Here is a 19,160-nt window from a genome sequence, read left to right as displayed (position 1 = left end):
CCGGACCGGACAACGCTCAACTCGTGAACTGCTCCAGCTCATCGGCGGTGAAGTAATTCTGCGTAACCGCGCCGACCCGCACCAGGTACTTCCCATCCTTACCCTGGTGAACCACGGTACCGACGTTCCCCGTCATCGTCTTCCCCGTGATCCGCACCGTCTCACCGATCGTGAATTCGTCCATGGGTAGAAAGGTATCGATGGCCGGGTTCCGATCCGGAGATCGACACGCTTCGGCGCGGGGCCGCGACCGATCATGTTTTCCCGGTCGTCACATGCCGCCCTGTGACCGCAACACCCGCGCTCTACCGTGGTCGGCATGCCTCCACGCAGACGTTCCGCTTTGCTCGCGCGGCTGGTCGTGGACGAGCCGGGCCGGCCGAAGATCATTCTCGGTGAATTGCGCCGGGTGATATTGGATGGCGCGGTGCCGCCGTGCACGAAGATTCCGTTGCGCGAAGTGGCGGAACTGTTCGGTGTCAGTCATATTCCGGTGCGGGAGGCGTTGAAAACGCTGATCGGCGAGGGTTTGATCACCCATCAGCCGCACGGCGAATATACCGTCGCGCAGCTCACCGCCGATGAACTGCGCGAGATGTATATCGTGCGCGAGACCCTGGAGACGGCGTCGCTGGCCGCGGCGGTGCGCAATGCCGGCCCGGCCGATCGGGCGGCGCTGCGCGAGCTGGACGAGCGGCTCGAACAGGCGATTCGGGACGATGACCCGGTCGCCTACCAGCGCCGTTCCCGAGATTTCCACATTGCGCTGACCCGCCCCTCGCGCATGTTCCGGTTGCTGCACATGCTGGAGTCGGCCTGGAATGTCACCGAGCCGGTGCAGTCCATGGTGCACATCGGCCCGGCCGACCGGGCGCTGTTGCACACCGATCACTCGCTGATGCTCGACGCTTTTCTGGCCGGGGACGCGGATCGCCTGATCCAGGTGGCCGAACAGCATCACCGCAGACTGGAAGCGATGATCGCGACCCTGCCCACCGACACCGGACTGCTCGCACCCGCGGAAGATATATCCTTCGCGCAATAATCGAGATATAGCCGCGCAACGGCGCCGCAATCGGAGATTCCTACCGTCGTTCCATCCAAGTTTCACCTTCGGATCGGAACCACCATGACCGAAACGCTCCCGGCGCCCGTCGCCACCACCGCGCCCCCCGCGGAATATCACCCCCGGCTGACCAACGCGGACCTGGCGCCGCTGCGCGACCAATCCTGGGGCTCCTACAACATCTTCGCCTTCTGGATGTCGGACGTGCACAGCGTCGGCGGCTATGTCACCGCGGGCAGCCTGTTCGCGCTCGGCCTGGCCAGCTGGCAGGTGCTCGTCGCGCTGGTCATCGGCATCACCCTGGTGTATTTCTTCTGCAATCTGGTCGCCAAGCCGAGCCAGGTGACCGGGGTGCCGTATCCGGTGATGTGCCGCAGTTCGTTCGGTGTGCTCGGAGCCAATATCCCCGCCATCATCCGCGGGTTGATCGCGGTGGCGTGGTACGGAATTCAGACCTTCCTCGCCTCGGCCGCGCTGGATGTGGTGCTGATCAAGCTGTTTCCGTCGCTGGCGCCCTACGCGGTAGTGGACGACTATGGCTTCCTGGGTCTTTCGCTGCTCGGCTGGGGCAGCTATCTGCTGCTGTGGGTGGTGCAGGCGTGCGTGTTCTGGCGTGGCATGGAGGCCATTCGCCGGTTCATCGATTTCTGCGGGCCCGCGGTCTACGTCGTGATGTTCGCGCTGTGCGGGTACCTGATCGCGAAAGCCGGTTGGGGCGCCATCGATCTGAGTCTCGGTGAGGTGAAATACACCGGCTGGTCCTCGGTGCCGGTGATGCTGGGCGCGATCGCCCTGGTGGTGTCCTACTTCTCCGGCCCGATGCTCAACTTCGGCGACTTCTCCCGCTACGGAAAGTCTTTCGCGGTGGTGCGGCGCGGCAACCTGCTCGGCCTGCCGCTGAATTTCCTGGTGTTCGCCCTGCTGGTGGTGATCACCGCGTCGCTGACGCTGCCGGTGTACGGCGAACTCATCACCGACCCGGTCGCGACGGTGGCCCGGATCGACAGCACCTTCGCCATCGTGCTCGGCGCGCTGACCTTCACCATCGCCACCATCGGCATCAATATCGTCGCCAACTTCATCTCCCCCGCGTTCGACTTCTCCCATGTCAGCCCGCAGCGGATCAGCTGGCGGGCCGGCGGCATGATCGCCGCCGTGGGCTCGGTGCTGATCACGCCCTGGAACCTGTACAGCAACCCGGACGTCATCCACTACACCCTCGAGACGCTGGGCGCGTTCATCGGCCCGCTGTTCGGCGTGCTGATCGCCGACTACTACCTGATCAAGAAGCAGCAGGTGAACGTGGACGACCTGTTCACCATGTCCGAGAGCGGAACCTATTGGTACCGCAAGGGATACAACCCCGCGGCGATCGCGGCCACCGCCGCCGGCGCCATCATCGCGGTGATCCCGGTCCTGGCCCGGGGCGTGCCGGGCATGTACACCGCCGCCCAGTACAGCTGGTTCATCGGCTGCGGTATCGGCTTCGCCGTCTACTACCTGATCGCCCGCCCGAAAACGAGAGGAGCAACTGCCTGATGCGGATCCGGGTCATCAACCCGAACACGACGCAGGCGATGACCGCGACCATCGAGGAGTGTGCCGCGGCCGTCGCCGGCCCGGCCACCCTGCTCGACGCGGTCACCGCCGGCATGGGACCGGCTTCGATCGAGAGTCATTACGACGAAGCCCTCAGCGTCCCAGGCATTCTCGCCGCTATCGCCGCGGGGGAACGCGAGGGTGTCGACGGCTACGTGATCGCCTGCTTCGGCGATCCCGGCCTGGACGCGGCCCGCGAACTGGCGCGCGGACCGGTCATCGGAATCGCCGAGGCCGCCATGCGCACAGCCACCCAGCTGGGACGCAGCTTCAGTGTGGTGACCACGCTGGGCCGCACCGTCGGCCGCGCCGCGGACCTGGTGCATCACTATGGGCTGCAACGGTTTTGCCGCGGCATCCACGCCTGCGAACTCCCGGTGCTGGCGCTGGACGACGATCCGGACGCCCGCAAGATCGTGACCGAGGCCTGCCGGTCCGCGCTGGAGGCCGACGGCGCGGACGCGATCGTGCTCGGCTGCGCGGGCATGGCCGACCTGTGCGCGCATATCCGCGCCGAACTCGGCGTCCCGGTGGTCGACGGGGTCGCCGCGGCGACCCTGACCGTCCAATCCCTGCTCACCATGGATCTGCGGCCCTCGGGGCGGGGCGAGTCGGCGCCGCCACCGGCCAAGACCTACACCGGCCTGCTGAGTTCGTTCGGACGCTGAACCCCTTACTACCGCTGCAATTCCATCGCCACCAGCAACTCGATCAGATCGTTGACGGTGCGCACGCTGCGACCGGTCAGGTCTTGGATCCGCCGCAGCCGGTACTTGGCGGTGTTGTGGTGGATGCGCAGCTGGTCGGCGGCTTCGCGAATGTTCATGTCGGCGGCGGCGAAGGCGCGGATCGTCTCGGCGAGCATGCCGCCGCGCACCCGGTCGTCGGCGAGCAGCGCCGCGATGGCGGGGTCGATGAGGTGGCGGGCGGTGTCGTCGGCGCGCAGCATCAGGTACCGGAACGGCGTGATCTGCGGCAGCGCCAGCACACCACCGGCCTCGGGCAGCAGGTCCAGGGCGTCGCGGCTCTGCTGATACGCCTTCGGGAGCTGGGCGATGCCGGCGACGACGGTGCTGACGCCGACCGCGAGCGTGATCCCGGCGGCGCTGAGCTTGGTTTGCATCGCCCGTAGTCGCTCGCACAGTTCCGCCGTGCTCGCGCTGCGGCCGAGCGCGGGCACGGCGATGACCTCGGCGCCGCGCACCGCCGCGAGGGTGCGCAGGCCGTTGACCGCGACGCCCGCCATGGCCGCGGCGGCGACCTGCCTTGCCTCCGTTTCGGTTCCGTCCCGTTCGCCGCGCAGCCGGCTGCCCAGCACGGTCGCCGTGACGACCACCATCGGGGCCGTGCTGTCCGCGCCGATGCCGTGCGCGCTGGCCCGGGCCAGCTGTGGCCCGCGGTCGGGTAGCGCGCCGGCGAGCAGACTCTCCAGTAGTTCCTGGCCTTCGCGCCCGGCGTCGGCCGTGCAGGACTGCTGGAACTCGAGGTAGGCGTTGGCCGCTTCGGCGCTGATCAGATCGTTGTAGCGGGCCAGCGGGACCACCATCGACAACGCGGCCAGCCGTCCGGCCTCGGATTCACCCGCGAAGGCCAGCAGCGACTTCCACGTCGCCTGCTGGCCGAGCCGGAAGGCCGCGATGTAGTCGATCAGGGTGAGTCCGGCCCGCGCCCGCCGCGCCGCGGCCTGCCGGGCATAGGCGACATCGGTGGCGGTGACCTTGCGGTGGTCCAGGAACGCGCCGAGTCCGGACCGGGTCAATCGGGTCAATTGGTCGTGCACATCGGCGTGAAAGGTGTCGTCGCGCGCGGCATAACCGGGGATCTGCGCGAGGATCGCCGACATTCCCGCATCGGCGATCTTTTCCGCGTCGTCATAGGCATTGCCGATGATTCGTTTGCGCTCGGCCTGCACTTCGTCCGGATATAGCGCGCTGCCCGAATGTGACCCAGCTGACATATGCGGATACTCCATTGCCGTGGCGGGGGTGTCAACACGATCGGGGACGGTCCCGTCCATGTCCCACGGGGCCAATAACGCCGACCGACTTTGGGCCGCCGCGGCCGATGCGCGCGCTGACCAGCGAATTTACGCTGGCCACCGGCACCGAACCAGGCGGCGGAAGTTTGTTGTCCCGCAGCGAATCTTTCCCGCGTCTCAAACGCGGGCGGGTGGCCGAATGCTCGAGAGGAAAGGGAGAATCCGATGCGCACGAAGGCGATTCGAGCCGTAGGAGCGGCGGTGGCGGTCCTGCTCACGGTCACCGCCTGCGGCGGCCGCGACGGCGACGGCGGCACCGTCGGACAGGGCGACTGCCAGGGTCAGCAAACTACCGGAATCACCGATAAGAGCATCAAACTCGGCGGCGTCTATCCGCTGTCCGGGCCGGCCTCGGCATACGGAGAACTTCCCAAGGGCGTCCGCGCGTATTTCGACTACGTCAATGCCGAATTGGACGGAATGAAGGGCCGGAAAGTCGAATACCTGGTCCGCGACGACGGCTATCAGCCGCCGAAAACAGTGGAGGAAACCCGCCGGCTCGTCGAACAGGATCAGGTGTTCGCGGTCTTCTCCACCCTGGGCACGGCCACCTCGTCCGCGGTCTGGGATTACCTCGGTCAGCGGAAGGTGCCGCAGGCGTTCGTCGCCGGCGGTGCGACCAAGTGGGGCACCGACACCGAACATCCGTGGACGATCGGCTGGCAGCCCAGCTACCGGGCCGAAGGGCAGGCGTTCGCGCGCTATGTCCGCGAACAGCGCCCGAACGCGACCGTCGCGGTGCTCTACCAGAACGACGACTTCGGCAAGGATCTGCTGACCAGCTTCACCGAGGCCGTCGCCGGCAGCGGCGTCAAGGTGGTGAGCGAGCAGAGCTACGAGGTCACCGACCCGACCGTGGAACCGCAGCTGCGCAATCTCGCGAATTCGAAAGCCGATGTGCTGCTGAACTTCTCGACGCCGAAGTTCGCCTCGCAGGCACTGGCCGCCGAGGCCCGCAACACCGACTGGAACCCGCTGCACATCCTGGCCCAGGTCGCGAACACGGTCAGCATGCTCAAGCCGGTCGGCTTCCAGAACGTGCAGGGCGTGGTGTCGGTCGCGTTCATGAAGGATCCCGCCGACGCGCAATGGGCCGGGGACAACGGCATGCGCATCTACCGGGAGAAGGTGGTGCAGTACGCGCCCGGCGCCGACCCCACCAATCAGTACACGGCCGTCGGCTGGGCGATGGCCCAGAGCTTCCACAAGGCCATGGACGCGGCGAAATGCCCCACCCGCGAAGGACTTCGCGATTCCCTGCGCGCCCTCGACAACGTCGGCGTCGACTTGCTGCTGCCCGGTCTCACCCTGAAAACCGGCCCCGGCGACGCCTTTCCGATCGAGGCGATGCGGATCCAGCGGTTCGAAGGCGACCACTGGACGCTCACCGGAGATGTCATCAACACCGCCAAGTAGCCATCCCGACCGCCGCGGCGCAGTCCGGCGTCGCGGCCAGCTCTGAAAACCATCGATGAGGTTCATCCATGAAATTGCACAGATCAGTAGTCACCGCGGCGCTCGCCACCGTGGCCCTCGGGGTCAGCTCCGGTGTCACCAACGCCGAGCCCACGCCGGCACCGCACGAGGTGCGCTACGAGGTCAGCCGCGAAGGTGATTCCGCGCTGCTGTCGGTGAGCAACGGGAAACTCCGCGCGGTCGCCGATCAGCTCGTGCTGACCGACACTCAGGACACTCCGGTCGCCGCCATCCCGCTCACCTACCGGGTGGACGCGGTTGCGTACCCGATCGCGGCCCGAATCGAGGGCGACACAGCGATTCTCACTCCGTCCCGCGAGGGCGGCGTGCCCGTCGCGGCGGTGACGCCGAGTGATGTCGTCAGCACCGATCAGGCATTGCAGTCGGTCGCCGAGTCCTTCACGCCGCGCGATCAGGGCGCGCTCGGCGTCCTGGCCCAGCGCCTGACCATCGGTGGTTCGGTCAGCGCGATCATCGGCGCGGTGCTCGGCGGCGGGGTCGGCTGCCTCGTCGGCGGCGCGGCGGGCGCGACCATCGCCAGCCCCGTCATCGCCCTGCTGCTGCCCTGGGTCGGGGCGACCATCGCCGGCTGTGTGCTCGGCGCGGCCACGCTCGGTGCGGTCGGCGCGATGGTCGGCCTGCTCACCGTCGGCGGGCCGCTCGCGCTGTTCTCGGCCTACCAGTACTTCTCCACCATCTTGGCGCCCTGCCCGCCGGAGCTCCCGCTGTGCAAGGACCCGATGGTGCCCGCACCTCCGAAGTAGCTCTGTCACCTTCGGATTCGATGCGCCGGACCGCCCGAACGGTCCGGCGCATCCTTGCGCGTTCAGGCCACGGCGCGCTTGGCCGGGCCCTCGGCCATCGCCTGGGTCCGCAGCTTTTCCAGCGTGGTTGCCAGGATCCGCGACACCTGCATCTGGGAGCACCCGAGCCGGCTGCCGATTTCGGCCTGGGAGCGGTTCTCCCAGAACCGCATGATCAGGACCTGGCGCTCGCGCTCGGGCAAGGCGGCGATCAGCGGGCGGACGGCCATCGCGTCCTCGAGCAGGCCGTACAGCGGCTCGACGACGCCGAGGGTCTCGCGCAGCGCGGGCATCGAGCCCTCCTCGCCGCCGCCGCTGTGCTGGGTGTCCAGCGATTCGCTGGCGTAGGCGTTGCGCGCGACCAGGGCCTGGGTGACCTCGGTCAGCTCGACACCGAGTTCGGCGGCGAGTTCACGCGCGGTGGGCACCCGGCCGAGGCGGTGGGTCAGGATGTCGGTGGCCGGGCCGAGGCGCTGCTGCAATTCCTTGAGGCCACGGGGCACCCGTACGGCCCAGCTGTGGTCGCGGAAGTGGCGGCGGACCTCACCCATGATGGTGGGCACGGCGAAGGCGAGGAACGGTCTGCCCTGGGCTACGTCGAACCGGATCACCGCGTTCATCAGGCCCACCCGCGCGATCTGGGTCAGATCCTCGAGCTCTTGGCCGCGATTGGCGAAGCGGCGCGCGATATTTCCGGCCAGGGGCAGGCAGCGGTGCACGATCTCCTCGCGCAGCGCGGTGTGGCGGGGGTCCTCGGGGTCCAGCGCCGCCAACTTCTCGAACCACGGCTCGATGTTGTCGTAGCTGTCACTCGTCGACTCCGAGTCGTTCCGCCGCTTGCTCATCTGAACTCCTCGTGCTGCTACCGAATGCGGGCTCGGGGTTGATACCCCGGCCCCGCGGGTCCAAACGGTCTTACACCGGGACCGCCACGAGTCGACGATGGCGCAGCCATCCGCGCAGGCCGAGGGCCAGCGGCAGCAGGAGGGTGAGGAATCCGGACACCGGTTCGAAGATCAGGCCGAACACGGTCAGCACCAGGAGGGCGGCGAGTATCGGCGCCGGGACGTACCCGCGGACGCGTTCCACCTCGAGCACGGCGATGGCGAAACCGACGGCGGCGACGCCGAACGCGGTGAACCAGAACGAGAGCTCGGCCTGCTCGGCGCCGGTCGTCCAGATGACCACGCCCAGGGCGGTGTGGGCGGTGCCGATGACGGCGAGCAGAACACCCGTGAGCGGGAAACCAGTTTTTGAATCCATATTCATAAACCTTGCCCTAAGCTGTCCCCCGTGGCAAGACCCCGCAGGTTCACCGACGACCAGGTCCTCGACGCGGCGCGCGATCTACTCGCCGATCCGGCGACGACCCGGCCCGCCATCGCCGCGATCAGCGCCGCCGCCGGCATCCACACCGGGTCGATCTACGTGCGCTTCCCTTCTCGCGAAGAGTTGCTGGCCCGGCTGTGGCTGCGCTCGATCCAGCGCTTCCACACCGGCCTTCTCGAAGCCCTGCGCGGACCCGACCCGCTGCTCACGGCCGCGATCTACCTGACGCGATACTGCCGCGAGAACCCCACCGAAGCCCGCGCGATGAAGATGTTCCGGCGCGACGAACTGCTCGAGGTGGGCCCCGCCGAGCTGCGCGCCGAGATCGCCACGGTCAACGATCGAATGAACGAGGCGCTGCGCGCCGCCGTCGTCGCGGAATTCGGCGACGCCGACGAGCATCACATGGCGATCGCAGCGGCCGCGGTCAAGGCGATCCCCTACGGGCTGGTCCGCGAGTACATCGCCGCCGCGGCGCCGATTCCGGCCTGGATCGACGAGGTGGCCGCGACCGCGACCGGTGCCGTGGTGCGGCGTCTGAGCTAGCGCCGGGTCGCTCCCGATGTGTACGTTACTGTTGGTAACAACAATATCGGAGGTGCCGTGGACCGCGTAGCCATGATCGAGCGGCTGGCCGGGGTGATCAACCGGACGGGTGCGGTCAACGGCCGTCGATTCGATGCGCACACGCCGATGCGAACCCCCGAGGGGCGCCGCCGTAATTGGGCGCACTACGGCGTCATGGTGCCCGGATTGCCCGCGCCGCACCGCTTCTTCGGCGTCATGTCGATCCTCGGGACGCCGGGCGTCGCGATCTTCGCCAACGATCACGCGATCACCACCACTCCCGCCGACACCGTCTACACCAGCTCGGCGACCGCCGCGATGTCCGACGGGCAGTTCCTGGTGCACAGCCGCGAGCGCGACTGCGAATTCCGTTCCGACGGCAGCTCTTTGAAGTTCGGCGACGACCTGCTGATCGAGGGCAGCTATCCGGCCTTCACGGTGCACCGGCGGCACCGCGAGGCCGAGGTCGAGCTGGAGATCCAGGCCACCGACGTGGTTTCCCACTTCGCCCGCGTCCCAGGCCTTTACGACCATTGGAGCGTGCTGGCCCGGTGCCGCGGCAGCATTCGCGACCAGCACGGCGTCCTGCCGGTCGACACGCTGTGCACGGTCGAATACGCCACCGGCGTCGGACTGCACAGCATCGCCGGCGGCATCCGCGCAACCTACCGGTGCCGTTCTTCACCTATCACGTGCTCAATATCGATGCCGCCACCCAGGTTCTGCTCGTTCAGGTGCTCGGCCCCGCCGGCCTGCCCATTCAGCGCCGGGCCTACGTGCGCGGACTCGACGACCACGGCAGCGTCTACACCCGCGGCTTCGACTTCACCGTCACCGAATCCCGCACCCGCACCACCCCCACCGGCCGCCCGATGCGCCTCCCCCACCACTTGCGCTGGCAAGTCCGCGACGACCGCGACCACCCCCTGCTCACCATCGACGGAATCAGCAACGACGACTACAGCTACGGCCTCGGCGCCGGCTTCGTCGGCAGCTACGACTACACCGGCCATTTCGCCGGCCGCGCGATCAGCGGCACCGCCTACATGGAATACATCGACCTCCGCTGAGGGCTCGATCGTCGGCGGGGGCTTCAGTTTCCGGCGAGGGTTCGTCCCGCGCGGCTCGCGGCGGCGAGAGCCTCGATGCGGTGCTGCTCGGCGAGATCCTGGAGGCTTTCCATGCCGGGGGTGGTGGCGGCGAGGGTGAGTTCGCGCTTGATGACGGTGAGGTCGGCTTGCCAGATGTCGCCGAGGACGCGTTCCAGGTACGGGGTGGAGTGGTCCCAGCCTTCGCGCGGGGTGCCGGGGCCGTAGCCGCCGCCGAGGCTGGTGGCGAGCACGGTGGGCGTGCCCTTCAGCAGCGGGGTGGTCGGGCCGGCGCCGGCGATGACGAGGTCCGCCCAGGTCTTGAAGTGCTGGGAGACACCGAAGTTGTACAGCGGCACCGCCAGGATCGCGGCGTCGGCCCGCTGGACTTCTTCGGCCAGGGTCGCGGCGAGCGCGAGCGCCTCGAGCTGTGCCGGGGTGCGATCGGCCTCCGGCGTGAACGCGGCGGTGGTCGCCAGCGCCCAGGCCTCGGCGGGCAGCGGGTCGGTGCCGAGGTGCCGGCGGGTCACCGTGGCGCCGGGGTGCGCGGCGGTCCACTCGGCTTCGGCGGCATCGGCGATCTCGGCGCTGGTGGAGGTGCCGGGCAGGATGCTGGCGTCCAGACGGAACAGATTCATGACGTGATTCCTTCGAGAGTTCGGGGGTGGTCGCTTCGACAAGACCTTAAACGGACTTTACCCCGTTTACTATTCCCGGCTAGATTGAACCCCGTGACCGGGCCAGTTATCCCCTTCGGAAAGTCGCGCGGCGAACGCGCCGACGCGGTGCGCAACCGTGAGCACCTCCTGGCGACGGCCCGCGCGATGATCGCGGAGCACGGCGTGGAGAAGGTGACCATGGACGGCCTGGCCGAACGCGCCGAGCTGGGCAAAGGCACCGTTTTCCGCCGCTTCGGCACCCGCGCCGGCATCTTCCAGGCCCTGCTGGACGCCGACGAGCTCCGTTTCCAGGAGCAGGTCATGTCGGGCCCGCCACCGCTCGGACCCGGCGCCGACCCGGTGGCGCGCCTGGTTGCCTACGGCCGCGCCCGGATCGCGTTCCTGCTGGACCACCACGCCATCGCCCGCGCGGCCCTGGACCGCAACCAGCCGGTGCCGGCCGGCGATATCTCGGTCTCCCAGGTCCATATCCGCATGCTGCTCGGCCTGGCCGACGTGCGGATGCCCAGCCTCGACGGCCTCTCGGTCCAGCTCACCGCCGCGCTCGAGGGCCCGCTGCTGCTGTATTTATCCATGTCGGAGACGAACGCGCCGCCCGCACCGGACGTCGACGGCATGCTCGGCGACAGCTGGCAGGCTCTGATCGAACGTCTCGCCGGCTGACTGTCAGCGGTGGCTACCGCCGTGATCGTGAGAACAGGTGTCGGTCCGGCGACCCGCCGCGGTGGTGTCGGCCTGGCCCGCGCCGTGGCCTTCCAGCGCCGCGAACGGCCCGCACTGGTTGGCGGTGATCCAGACGTGGACCATCGGGTTACCGGAACCGGGGTTGAGCGAGCCCGGCGGGCAATTACCCTGGGCATCAACGACTCCGGCGACCTGGGGGCCGTTGTCGCCGGACTTCCAGCACAGGTTGTCGTGCACGTGCCACTGCATCAGCGACCCGCCGTAGTCGACCAGATCAGGATCGTCGATCTTCTTGTTCTTGGCGATGTACATGGCCGAGACCAGGGTCCGCGCGGTCCCGTCGACCCGGTAGACCAGCGACTCCGGGTAAGCGGCGTCGAGGAATCGATCGTCGCGGATGTAGCCGAAGTTGATGAAGTGCTCGTAGCCGGTGGACGCGTCACCGATGGAGCGGAAACCCAGTGCGCCAACCGAATTGACGTCGGCGAACGCGGGCAGCCGATCGAGGGTGGTGCGGATCAGGGCGCTCGCGCGCTGTTCCTGCGCGGCGGTCACCTCGGGCACTCCTGAGACGTCGATCGGGCTCGCGGGATCGAACGGCCGCGGCCATGCGGTGCCGGTCCCGTGGTCGTGCTCGCCCGCGGCCGCATGGGAGTGGCCGCCACCGCCCTCGTGGCTGTGTACGTGCCCGGCGCCGCCGAGCATCGCCGCGACGGCCAGCGCACCCGCCAGCGCCGCGGCGGTCGCGGTCGACAGCGTGGCCAGTGTCGCCCCAGGCCGGACCAGAGCGACGGCGGCCCCGGCGATCGCGAGCACACCCAGTGCCGCGCACGTGCTGTCGAGGAACTGCGGCGCCTCCGCCGCGGTGAGGCCGGCGGGCCACGGCAGCCCCGCGAACCGGGTGTAGCCCCAGATCGCCACCGCGACCAGGTTGACCCCGATCACCGTGACCGGCACGGCCTTTCGCGCGCTCACCGCCGCCAGCAACCCGGCCGCGCACTGCGCCGCCGCGAGCACCACCATCAGCCGCGCGAGCGTGGCGTGCTCGGTATGCAGCCCCGCGGCGAACAGGTGCAGCGCACCCGCCCCGAGCGAAGCCACGCCACCCAGCAGCAGGAATCCGTTGCGGCCAGCAGCCATGTTCTCTCTCCTCATCGTTCCCCGGGGACGCTACTGGCTGCATCGACCCCGCGCTGCCATGACTTGTGAGAGAACTCTGTGGGTTGCTACCCGGCGCGGGTCAGGATGCGCGCCAACCGTGCGGCCTCGGCCGCCAGGCCCGGCGGGTTGGTGGCGATGAACATCGAGTCGGCGGCCAGGTTGCCCAGCACATGCCAGGTCGGGTCCGGGCGGCCCTGCACCAGCGGTGCGCGGGTCTCGCGGTCGACCGGCAGACCGCCGACCGCGCGAAGTTCGGCCGCGCCACCGGCCAGCAGCGCGCTCACCAGCGCCGCGGTTTCGGCGGGCGTGGTGTACGCGGGCGGGTTGACGGCATTGACGATGACGTCGGCCATCCCTTCTCTTTCGTCGGTGATCGTGAACCCGCCGTTCGGTCGCGCCTCGATCTTGCGCACCCCGGGCCGTAGCCGCAGTTGACCCGAATCCAGCAGGCGCAGCACAATTTTCGCGTTGTGCGGCACCATCGGCGAGCTGAGGCTGTTGATCGTGCGGAAGTGCCGCTCCCGCAGCCGGGTGCGCTCGGATTCCGGCAGCAGCGGCCAGGCGAGTGGCCCGACCACGCGAATGGCCATGGCGAGCAGCCGAGTACCGTGCCGCGGGGAGTCGACCTCGGTCAGTTGCCGGCGCAGCCGGTCGGTGGGTGACTCGGTTTCGGTCGCCAGGATCTCGGCGGCGAAGGCGTCGAAATCCTGGCCCAGGCCGGTGATTTCGGCACGCATGAGGTCGACGAGATGGTCGAAGGTGAGACCGGCGCCGGCGGCGGCGATCGCCTCGGGGGTGAGGTGCCGTAGTTCCAGCCGGGCCGGTCGCTTCTGCACGAACGGCAAGGTGCCGCTGCGGGAGAGGAAGCTGATCGGGCCGGTGTGGCCGTGCGCCGACAACGCGACCGCGATGTCGACGGCGGTCAATCCGCTGCCGATCACGCCCACGTGCGCTTCCGGCGCGATATCGGTGAGCGTGCGCGCCAAGGGATAGGGCTCGTTCACGTAGCCCGGCGCGCCGGTCAGTCCGTAGTGATCGTGCGGGCGGCCGTTGCCGACCGCCAGCACGGCGCGATCGACGGGTATCCGGCCCCCGTCCTCGGTGTGCAGTACCGCGGTCTCGCCCCGCGAGAACCCGGTAACGCGGGCGTTGACGACACTCACTCGCCAACCGGCCCTGCGTAATGCGCCGATGGCGGCGCGGGCGGTGTCCGTCAGATACTCGCCGTAGTGCGCCCGCGGTAGCAATATCTGCTCCAGCAGGTCGTCGCGATACTGCTCGACGCCGGTCCGCGCGGACAACCACCGCTGATAGTGCGCCGGATCGCCCGCGCGAATCGACATGATCACCGGCGGCGCGTTCACCCGCACCGCCTCGAGGTCCGGCTGATAAGGCCGGCCCCGCCACAGGGCGGGCGAGCCGTCGAAAACCGTGACCGTTCCCGGCTCCGCGCCCGCCGCCGCGAGTGCGTCCAGCAGGCCGACTCCGGCCGCTCCGGCTCCGACGATTCCGATATGCATGACACTGCTCCTTCCGGGCACCGTGCGGTGCGTCGACCAGCGTCGCCGGGTTCGGCGCCCGCTCCCATCCCCCGATCGGGGGGAATTCGGCTGGGCGCGTCCGGGTTCCCCCTCATATGAGGGATGGCGCGCGCTCGGCGGACCCAGCAGGATCGCGACTATGACCACTCCGACCCGCAACGCGGTCGAGGCACTGCTCCAGGACATCGCGAACGCGCCGGACGCGCAGCGCCTGTTCGCCGACGCCTCCACTCGCCTGCGCCGCCTCGCGCCCTTCGACGCCGCGGTCTGGGTGGCTACCGACCCCATCAACGGCTTGACCACAGCGCCCGTGCGGGTGGAGAACCTGCACGAGGGTGGCTGCGGAACCTATTGGGAATCAGAACTTTTCGCCGAGCACGTCAATCGTTTCCGGGATCTCGCGCAGGCCCGGGTGCCGGTCGCGGGGCTGCGCGCGGTCACCGAGGGCGAGCCGGCCCGCAGCCCGCTCTACCGGAATTTCATGCGCCCCCGAGGTTTCGAGGACGAGCTGCGCGCTGTCTTCCGCGTCGACGGCCAGCCCTGGGGTCAGCTCAGCCTGTTCCGTGAGCGCGGCCGCGCCGATTTCGATGCCACCGATATCGACCTCGTCGAATCGCTGTCCGCGCCCCTGGCTCAGCGGCTGCGGTCCTTCGTCCAGCCTTCGGCGACACCGACTCCGGAGGACACCGCCCGGGCGCCCGGCATGCTGCTCTTCGACGCCGCCGGAAACCTGGTGTCGCTCAACGACGAAGCCCGCGATCTGCTCGACCAGATGCCGCCGGGCCCGTCCACCACCACACCGCTGGGCATCGAATTGCCGTTGCCGGTATGGATTCTGAGCACCGCCGGTCGCGCCCGGCTGACCGGCGGCAGTGCCCGCATCCGGATCCGCGCCACCACCGGCCGCTGGCTGGTCTGCCACGCGTCCTGTTTGCGCGCCCCCGACGGCGGCGCCACCTCGACCGCGCTGGTCATCGAACCCGCCAAACCCTCCGAGATCGCCGCGCTGGTCACCGCCGCCTTCGAACTGACCCACCGCGAACTCGACGTCATCGACCTCATCGCCCGCGGCCTGCCGACCAGGGACATCGCCACCCACCTGCACCTGTCCCCGCACACCGTCCGCGACCACGTGAAAGCCATCTTCGACAAGGTCGGCGTCACCAGCCGCGGCGAATTGGTCGCACGCCTCTTCACCGAGTTCCAGCAACCCTTCGCCGCCCGCAACACCGTGCGCGTCGAACGAAACTAGTGCCCGCCGCCATGCCACTGCTGCGGCGGCACGGGAGCCGCCCGGCCCCCGCCGGCGAGTGCGCCGCCCGTCAGGACCAAACCCCCGACGAAGAGGGCGGCACCGATCAGCACGACATTGCTGATGAGTTCACCCGAACGCTCCCGGACGGGCGTGACGTCCTCGCCCGCAGTCCTGCTCTTGCCGTCCCACCTACCCCAACGGCACTCCTGCATCGTGGGATCGTCTCGATTCGCTTCGCAAGTCCAGCCCATATTGATCGCCATTCGCGCCGAATCGTCGCGCAAATCCTTCTGAGCCATATAGCCGAAACACATCATCACGGCCCCGGCCACAGCGATCAAAAGACCGAACAGCCCTGCGGTAACCCTCATCCCCAACCCTTCCGCCCCTGCACCCGCACGTCAGTGCCAGATAACCGCCGATATCGTAACGGCCACAACCGGACCGCGCCCTCGCGGGTGATAGGGCAGGGCCTAGACGCGGTCCAGGGGAACGGTGCGGCGGCGTCCGGCGAGTGTGGAAGCGGGCAGGCGTCCGGCCTTGGCGGTGCCGCGCAGGTCGTCGCCGTCGACTGTCGCCGCGAAGGCCAGGTTCAGGCGTAGCGGCTTGGTGATGGATTGCTGCCAGGTGAGCTGATCGCCGTCGACGGCGAGTTCGCGCATCGGCACGTCCTCGCCCGCGCCGTGCGCCGTACCGGACAGCAGATCGTCGTGGCGCCGCAGCTCGATCACGACGTCGATCTTGCCGATCGGGGTCGAGATGATCAGGTCCCAGGTGCCTTCGATGGACATGTGCGTATTCCTAACTGTGACAGCGATATTCAGACGGTGACGGGCGCCGGGCCGTGCGCACGCCAGACGACGCCGCGCCGCTCGTAGGCGAACAACTGCTCGACCGCGTGCGCGATCCGCGGACCCACTTCACGTTCGAGCAGATACAGGCCCAGGTCCAGACCCGAGGTGACGCCCGCCCCGGTGACGAGGTCGCCGTCGTCGACCACGCGGGCGTCGACCGCCCGCACTCCGGTGGCGTCGAGCAGATCCATGCCCTGGTGATGGGTGGTGGCGTAGCGGCCTTCCAGCAGCCCCGCCATGGCCAGCACCAGCGATCCGCCGCAGACCGAAGTCACCGTCACGGCCGGGTTGTCCATCGCCGCCTTCAGCAGCGTGGGCAGGGCGGTGGTCAACGTGCGGCCCAGCAGGACCGGGATCGATTCGTCGTCGGGCACCTCGCCGGGTTCGCCGACCCGGCCCGCGGCCCCGGGGACCAGGACCAGTCCCGCACGGTCGGGGTCCAGCGCGGCAGTCGCACGCAGCACCAGTCCCCCGCTGCCGCTGACCACCTCGCGCGGCCCCTCCGCGGCGACCATTTCCACGGAAACCACTCCCGCGGAGGCGATTCCACCGGCGACGAACACCTCGAAGGGCGCGACGGCGTCGAGGGGATCGACGCCGTCGAACAGGACTATCTGGACGTGCATCGGTAGGTCCCTCCATTCGTCGGCCCGGTCGGTACCGGGCCCGGATCCGACGCTAATCCGCCCACGTTCGACCGCCCAGTGGCGATAGTGACAGGCTTCAACGGATTAGTGACAGCCGCCGGAGGTATCTTCTGCCCATGCACACGGTCGCGATCCTCGCGTTGGACAAGGTGATCCCCTTCGACCTGTCCACCCCGATCGAGGTCTTCACCCGCACCCTGCTGCCCGACGGCAGCCCCGGCTACGAGATCCGCGTCTGCGGCGAGCAACCGGAAGTCGACGCGGGCGCCTTCACGATGCGCGTCCCCTGGGGGCTGGCGGGCTTCGAGGGCGCGGACACGATCTTCGTGCCCGGCACCGCCGACCCGGCGGCTCCGCTCCCGCCCGCCGTCCGGGACGCACTGCGCGCGGCGGCCGCGAACGGCACCCGCATCGCCTCCATCTGCACCGGCACCTTCGCACTGGCCGGCACCGGGCTGCTCGACGGCCTGCGCGCGACCACCCACTGGATCGTCGCCGACCTCTTGGCCGCGGCCCACCCGGCGATCGATGTCGACCCGGATGTCCTCTATGTCGACAACGGGCAGATTCTCACCGCCGCGGGCGCCGCCGCCGGACTCGACCTGTGCCTGCACATGATTCGCGCCGACTACGGCTCGGCGGTGGCGGCGGACGCGGCTCGCCTGTCGGTGATGCCGCTGGAACGCGAAGGGGGCCAAGCACAATTCATCGTCAACACCTACACGCCGAGTCCGGACGGGTCGGCCCTGGAACCCGTCCTCACCTGGCTGCACGACAACCTGCACGCCGAGCTCACCCTCGCCGACATCGCCGCTCACGCCGGCACCAGCACCCGGACCCTGATCCGCAAATTCCGGGAGCAGACCGGCACCACCCCGCTGCAGTGGCTGCACCGCGCCCGTATCCGCCGCGCCCAGCACCTGCTGGAAACCACCCGTCACCCCGTCGAACGCATCGGCGCCCAGGTCGGTTTCGGCTCACCCACCGCCTTTCGCGACCGCTTCAAGAAGACCACCGGGGTGAGTCCCGCGAGCTACCGGCGCGCCTTCAGCTGACACCCAGCCATCGAGCCGGCGCAAAGTTTCCGGGACTCCGACCAAACCGGGCCGGTGGGCGGATCGAACCCTCCAAAAGCACGGTTTCGAGCGACAACGACGTACGGAGTCACCCCGGTATGGCGGATCTACAGCGCTTCCACACCGTCAGCAGCGATCACGCCGATGTGAACGTCGACGAAAGACCGGCCGGTCCCGTGGATCGGCGGGCAACGGCGCTTGACGCCACGCGCCGGCTCAAAGAGCTGTTGTCCGCCACCGCCGACGGTGATCGCGACGCCTTCACCCAGCTCTATCGGGCGACCCAGTCCCGGGTGTTCGGACTGGCGCTGCGGATCGTGCGGCAGCACGCGGCCGCGGAGGAAGTCACCCAGGAGGTGTATCTGCACGTCTGGAAGGCGGCCGGGCAGTACGACGAGCGGCTGGCCAGCCCGATCGGCTGGATCATGATGCTCGCGCACCGCCGTTCGGTGGATCACGTCCGTGTCGAATCACGCTCGACCACCCGCGATTTCGCCTACGGACTGCGCGATCTGGGCCGGGATCACGATGTGGTCGCCGAGACGGTGCGCCAGCGCGCGGAGGAGCGCGCGGTCATCGACGGCCTGCAGACCCTGACCACCGCGCAGCGGCAGACCCTCGCCCTGGCCTACTACGGCGGGCGCACCTATCCCGAGGTGGCCGAATACCTCGGGATTCCGCTGCCCACGGTCAAATCCCGGATTCGTAACGCGCTCAAGCGGTTACAGACCACCCTGCCCTAGTCGGCGAACAGGAGCTTGCCGAGGAGTTCGGTGAGCCGGTCGCGCTCGGCGCGGGTGAGGGCGGCGAAGGTGCGGTCCAGGAACGCCGGGACGGTCCGCTCCGCGGCCGCGAGCGCGCGCTGCCCGGCCTCGGTGAGGGTGACCGCGTAGGCGCGGCGATCCGACGGATCGCGTTCGCGGCGCACATAACCGGATTTCTCCAGTTCGTCCGCGATGCCGACCATGACGCTGCGATCGATGCGCAGCTCGGCGCTGAGCACCTGCTGGGAGCACGGCCCGACGTCGGCGAGCATCTTCAGGACCAAGTGCGGGCCCACGCCCAGCTCACCACCGGCGGCGTCCGCGGCACGGGCCACCAGCGCCGACGCCCGGCACAGGGCGATGTCGGGTCGTTCCGCGGCAAGCCCCGGCAGGTAGGCGGCGCGGGCGTCGGTCTTGGCCATGGCCGCAACCTATCACGATCGTCTGTCAGCAGATCATTTGACGGCAGACGATTCCTGCTCGTAAGGTTCCAATCATCTGGGCACAGATGATTTGCCAGCAGACGAAGTGC

Annotated in this window: 22 protein-coding genes and 1 pseudogene; 12 read left to right on the top strand and 11 right to left on the bottom strand. The window is 68.8% G+C overall.

Going from position 1 to position 19,160, the window contains the following annotated elements; translation table 11 throughout:
* Positions 1–16: 16 nt before the first annotated feature.
* Positions 17–184, bottom strand: coding sequence for a hypothetical protein (locus AB0H76_RS34445; RefSeq protein ID WP_357331256.1), 168 nt, complete (start codon positions 182–184; stop codon positions 17–19).
* A 135-nt stretch (positions 185–319) separates the two neighbouring features.
* On the opposite strand from AB0H76_RS34445, the gene AB0H76_RS34440 reads away from it, so the two are divergent.
* The 3 genes from AB0H76_RS34440 to AB0H76_RS34430 all read left to right on the top strand — a co-directional run bounded on the left by AB0H76_RS34440 (position 320) and on the right by AB0H76_RS34430 (position 3,333).
* Complete coding sequence (locus AB0H76_RS34440) at positions 320–1,045, top strand: GntR family transcriptional regulator (protein WP_357331255.1); 726 nt, start codon at positions 320–322, stop codon at positions 1,043–1,045.
* 84 nt (positions 1,046–1,129) lie between these two features.
* Positions 1,130–2,605 (top strand): NCS1 family nucleobase:cation symporter-1, encoded by a 1,476-nt coding sequence (locus AB0H76_RS34435; protein ID WP_357331254.1) that lies wholly within the window; start codon positions 1,130–1,132, stop codon positions 2,603–2,605.
* Complete coding sequence (locus AB0H76_RS34430) at positions 2,605–3,333, top strand: aspartate/glutamate racemase family protein (protein ID WP_357331253.1); 729 nt, start codon at positions 2,605–2,607, stop codon at positions 3,331–3,333. The genes AB0H76_RS34435 and AB0H76_RS34430 overlap by 1 nt, the downstream gene beginning before the upstream one ends.
* An 8-nt stretch (positions 3,334–3,341) precedes the next feature.
* Here the strand turns inward: AB0H76_RS34430 and AB0H76_RS34425 are convergent, their stop codons facing one another.
* Positions 3,342–4,622 (bottom strand): helix-turn-helix domain-containing protein, encoded by a 1,281-nt coding sequence (locus AB0H76_RS34425; protein WP_357331252.1) that lies wholly within the window; start codon positions 4,620–4,622, stop codon positions 3,342–3,344.
* A 246-nt stretch (positions 4,623–4,868) separates the two neighbouring features.
* Here AB0H76_RS34425 and AB0H76_RS34420 point away from each other — a divergent pair, with 246 nt between their 5' ends.
* Positions 4,869–6,119: an ABC transporter substrate-binding protein gene (locus AB0H76_RS34420; RefSeq protein ID WP_357331251.1), complete on the top strand. Its 1,251-nt coding sequence runs from the start codon at positions 4,869–4,871 to the stop codon at positions 6,117–6,119.
* A gap of 68 nt (positions 6,120–6,187) precedes the next feature.
* Entirely contained in the window at positions 6,188–6,943 is a 756-nt protein-coding gene (locus tag AB0H76_RS34415; protein WP_357331250.1) for a hypothetical protein, read from the top strand.
* Positions 6,944–7,005: 62 nt separating this feature from the next.
* Here the strand turns inward: AB0H76_RS34415 and AB0H76_RS34410 are convergent, their stop codons facing one another.
* A complete protein-coding gene (locus AB0H76_RS34410; RefSeq protein WP_357331249.1) occupies positions 7,006–7,827 on the bottom strand; it encodes an RNA polymerase sigma factor SigF in 822 nt (273 codons plus the stop codon).
* 70 nt (positions 7,828–7,897) lie between these two features.
* Positions 7,898–8,245 carry a DUF6463 family protein gene (locus AB0H76_RS34405; protein WP_357331248.1) on the bottom strand — a complete coding sequence of 116 codons (348 nt, stop codon included), beginning with the start codon at positions 8,243–8,245 and terminating at the stop codon, positions 7,898–7,900.
* A 30-nt stretch (positions 8,246–8,275) separates the two neighbouring features.
* Here AB0H76_RS34405 and AB0H76_RS34400 point away from each other — a divergent pair, with 30 nt between their 5' ends.
* From AB0H76_RS34400 to AB0H76_RS34390, 3 genes and pseudogenes are all read left to right on the top strand, one after another.
* Positions 8,276–8,857, top strand: coding sequence for a TetR/AcrR family transcriptional regulator (locus AB0H76_RS34400; RefSeq protein ID WP_357331247.1), 582 nt, complete (start codon positions 8,276–8,278; stop codon positions 8,855–8,857).
* Positions 8,858–8,929: 72 nt separating this feature from the next.
* Positions 8,930–9,514: pseudogene (locus tag AB0H76_RS34395) on the top strand (DUF6670 family protein); the annotation flags it as partial.
* A gap of 35 nt (positions 9,515–9,549) precedes the next feature.
* Positions 9,550–9,948, top strand: coding sequence for a DUF6670 family protein (locus AB0H76_RS34390; protein ID WP_357331246.1), 399 nt, complete (start codon positions 9,550–9,552; stop codon positions 9,946–9,948).
* Between the two features lie 23 nt (positions 9,949–9,971).
* Here the strand turns inward: AB0H76_RS34390 and AB0H76_RS34385 are convergent, their stop codons facing one another.
* The gene (locus AB0H76_RS34385) at positions 9,972–10,604 is read right to left on the bottom strand and encodes an NAD(P)H-dependent oxidoreductase (RefSeq protein ID WP_357331245.1); all 633 of its coding nucleotides are present in this window, start codon (positions 10,602–10,604) and stop codon (positions 9,972–9,974) included.
* 93 nt (positions 10,605–10,697) lie between these two features.
* Here AB0H76_RS34385 and AB0H76_RS34380 point away from each other — a divergent pair, with 93 nt between their 5' ends.
* Complete coding sequence (locus tag AB0H76_RS34380; protein WP_357331244.1) at positions 10,698–11,309, top strand: helix-turn-helix domain-containing protein; 612 nt, start codon at positions 10,698–10,700, stop codon at positions 11,307–11,309.
* Between the two features lie 3 nt (positions 11,310–11,312).
* Here AB0H76_RS34380 and AB0H76_RS34375 read toward each other — a convergent pair whose 3' ends face one another.
* Together AB0H76_RS34375 and AB0H76_RS34370 are read right to left on the bottom strand one after the other, a co-directional pair.
* Positions 11,313–12,470, bottom strand: coding sequence for a hypothetical protein (locus AB0H76_RS34375; protein ID WP_357331243.1), 1,158 nt, complete (start codon positions 12,468–12,470; stop codon positions 11,313–11,315).
* 86 nt (positions 12,471–12,556) lie between these two features.
* A complete protein-coding gene (locus AB0H76_RS34370; RefSeq protein ID WP_357331242.1) occupies positions 12,557–14,011 on the bottom strand; it encodes an FAD/NAD(P)-binding protein in 1,455 nt (484 codons plus the stop codon).
* Between the two features lie 160 nt (positions 14,012–14,171).
* Between AB0H76_RS34370 and AB0H76_RS34365 the strand changes: the two genes are divergently transcribed.
* On the top strand, positions 14,172–15,284 hold the full coding sequence (locus AB0H76_RS34365; RefSeq protein ID WP_357331241.1) for a LuxR C-terminal-related transcriptional regulator: 1,113 nt from the start codon (positions 14,172–14,174) through the stop codon (positions 15,282–15,284).
* On the opposite strand, the gene AB0H76_RS34360 is transcribed toward AB0H76_RS34365, so the two are convergent.
* From AB0H76_RS34360 to AB0H76_RS34350, 3 genes are all read right to left on the bottom strand, one after another.
* On the bottom strand, positions 15,281–15,658 hold the full coding sequence (locus tag AB0H76_RS34360) for a hypothetical protein (protein ID WP_357331240.1): 378 nt from the start codon (positions 15,656–15,658) through the stop codon (positions 15,281–15,283). The genes AB0H76_RS34365 and AB0H76_RS34360 overlap by 4 nt on opposite strands.
* A gap of 102 nt (positions 15,659–15,760) precedes the next feature.
* Positions 15,761–16,078, bottom strand: a complete 318-nt coding sequence (locus AB0H76_RS34355; RefSeq protein ID WP_357331239.1) for a hypothetical protein — start codon at positions 16,076–16,078, stop codon at positions 15,761–15,763.
* A gap of 29 nt (positions 16,079–16,107) precedes the next feature.
* Positions 16,108–16,767 carry a DJ-1/PfpI family protein gene (locus AB0H76_RS34350; RefSeq protein WP_357331238.1) on the bottom strand — a complete coding sequence of 220 codons (660 nt, stop codon included), beginning with the start codon at positions 16,765–16,767 and terminating at the stop codon, positions 16,108–16,110.
* Positions 16,768–16,904: 137 nt separating this feature from the next.
* On the opposite strand from AB0H76_RS34350, the gene AB0H76_RS34345 reads away from it, so the two are divergent.
* Positions 16,905–17,843, top strand: a complete 939-nt coding sequence (locus tag AB0H76_RS34345) for a helix-turn-helix domain-containing protein (RefSeq protein ID WP_357331237.1) — start codon at positions 16,905–16,907, stop codon at positions 17,841–17,843.
* A gap of 119 nt (positions 17,844–17,962) precedes the next feature.
* Entirely contained in the window at positions 17,963–18,607 is a 645-nt protein-coding gene (locus AB0H76_RS34340; RefSeq protein ID WP_357331236.1) for a sigma-70 family RNA polymerase sigma factor, read from the top strand.
* Here the strand turns inward: AB0H76_RS34340 and AB0H76_RS34335 are convergent.
* Positions 18,604–19,050, bottom strand: coding sequence for a MarR family transcriptional regulator (locus AB0H76_RS34335; protein ID WP_357331235.1), 447 nt, complete (start codon positions 19,048–19,050; stop codon positions 18,604–18,606). The two genes, AB0H76_RS34340 and AB0H76_RS34335, sit on opposite strands and share 4 nt — an antisense overlap.
* Positions 19,051–19,160 lie beyond the last annotated feature (110 nt).

The organism is Nocardia sp. NPDC050712, assembly GCF_040654295.1.
Lineage (GTDB): Bacteria > Actinomycetota > Actinomycetes > Mycobacteriales > Mycobacteriaceae > Nocardia.
Note: the sequence above shows the minus strand (reverse complement) of the source record. Positions and strands in the feature narration are given on the sequence as shown.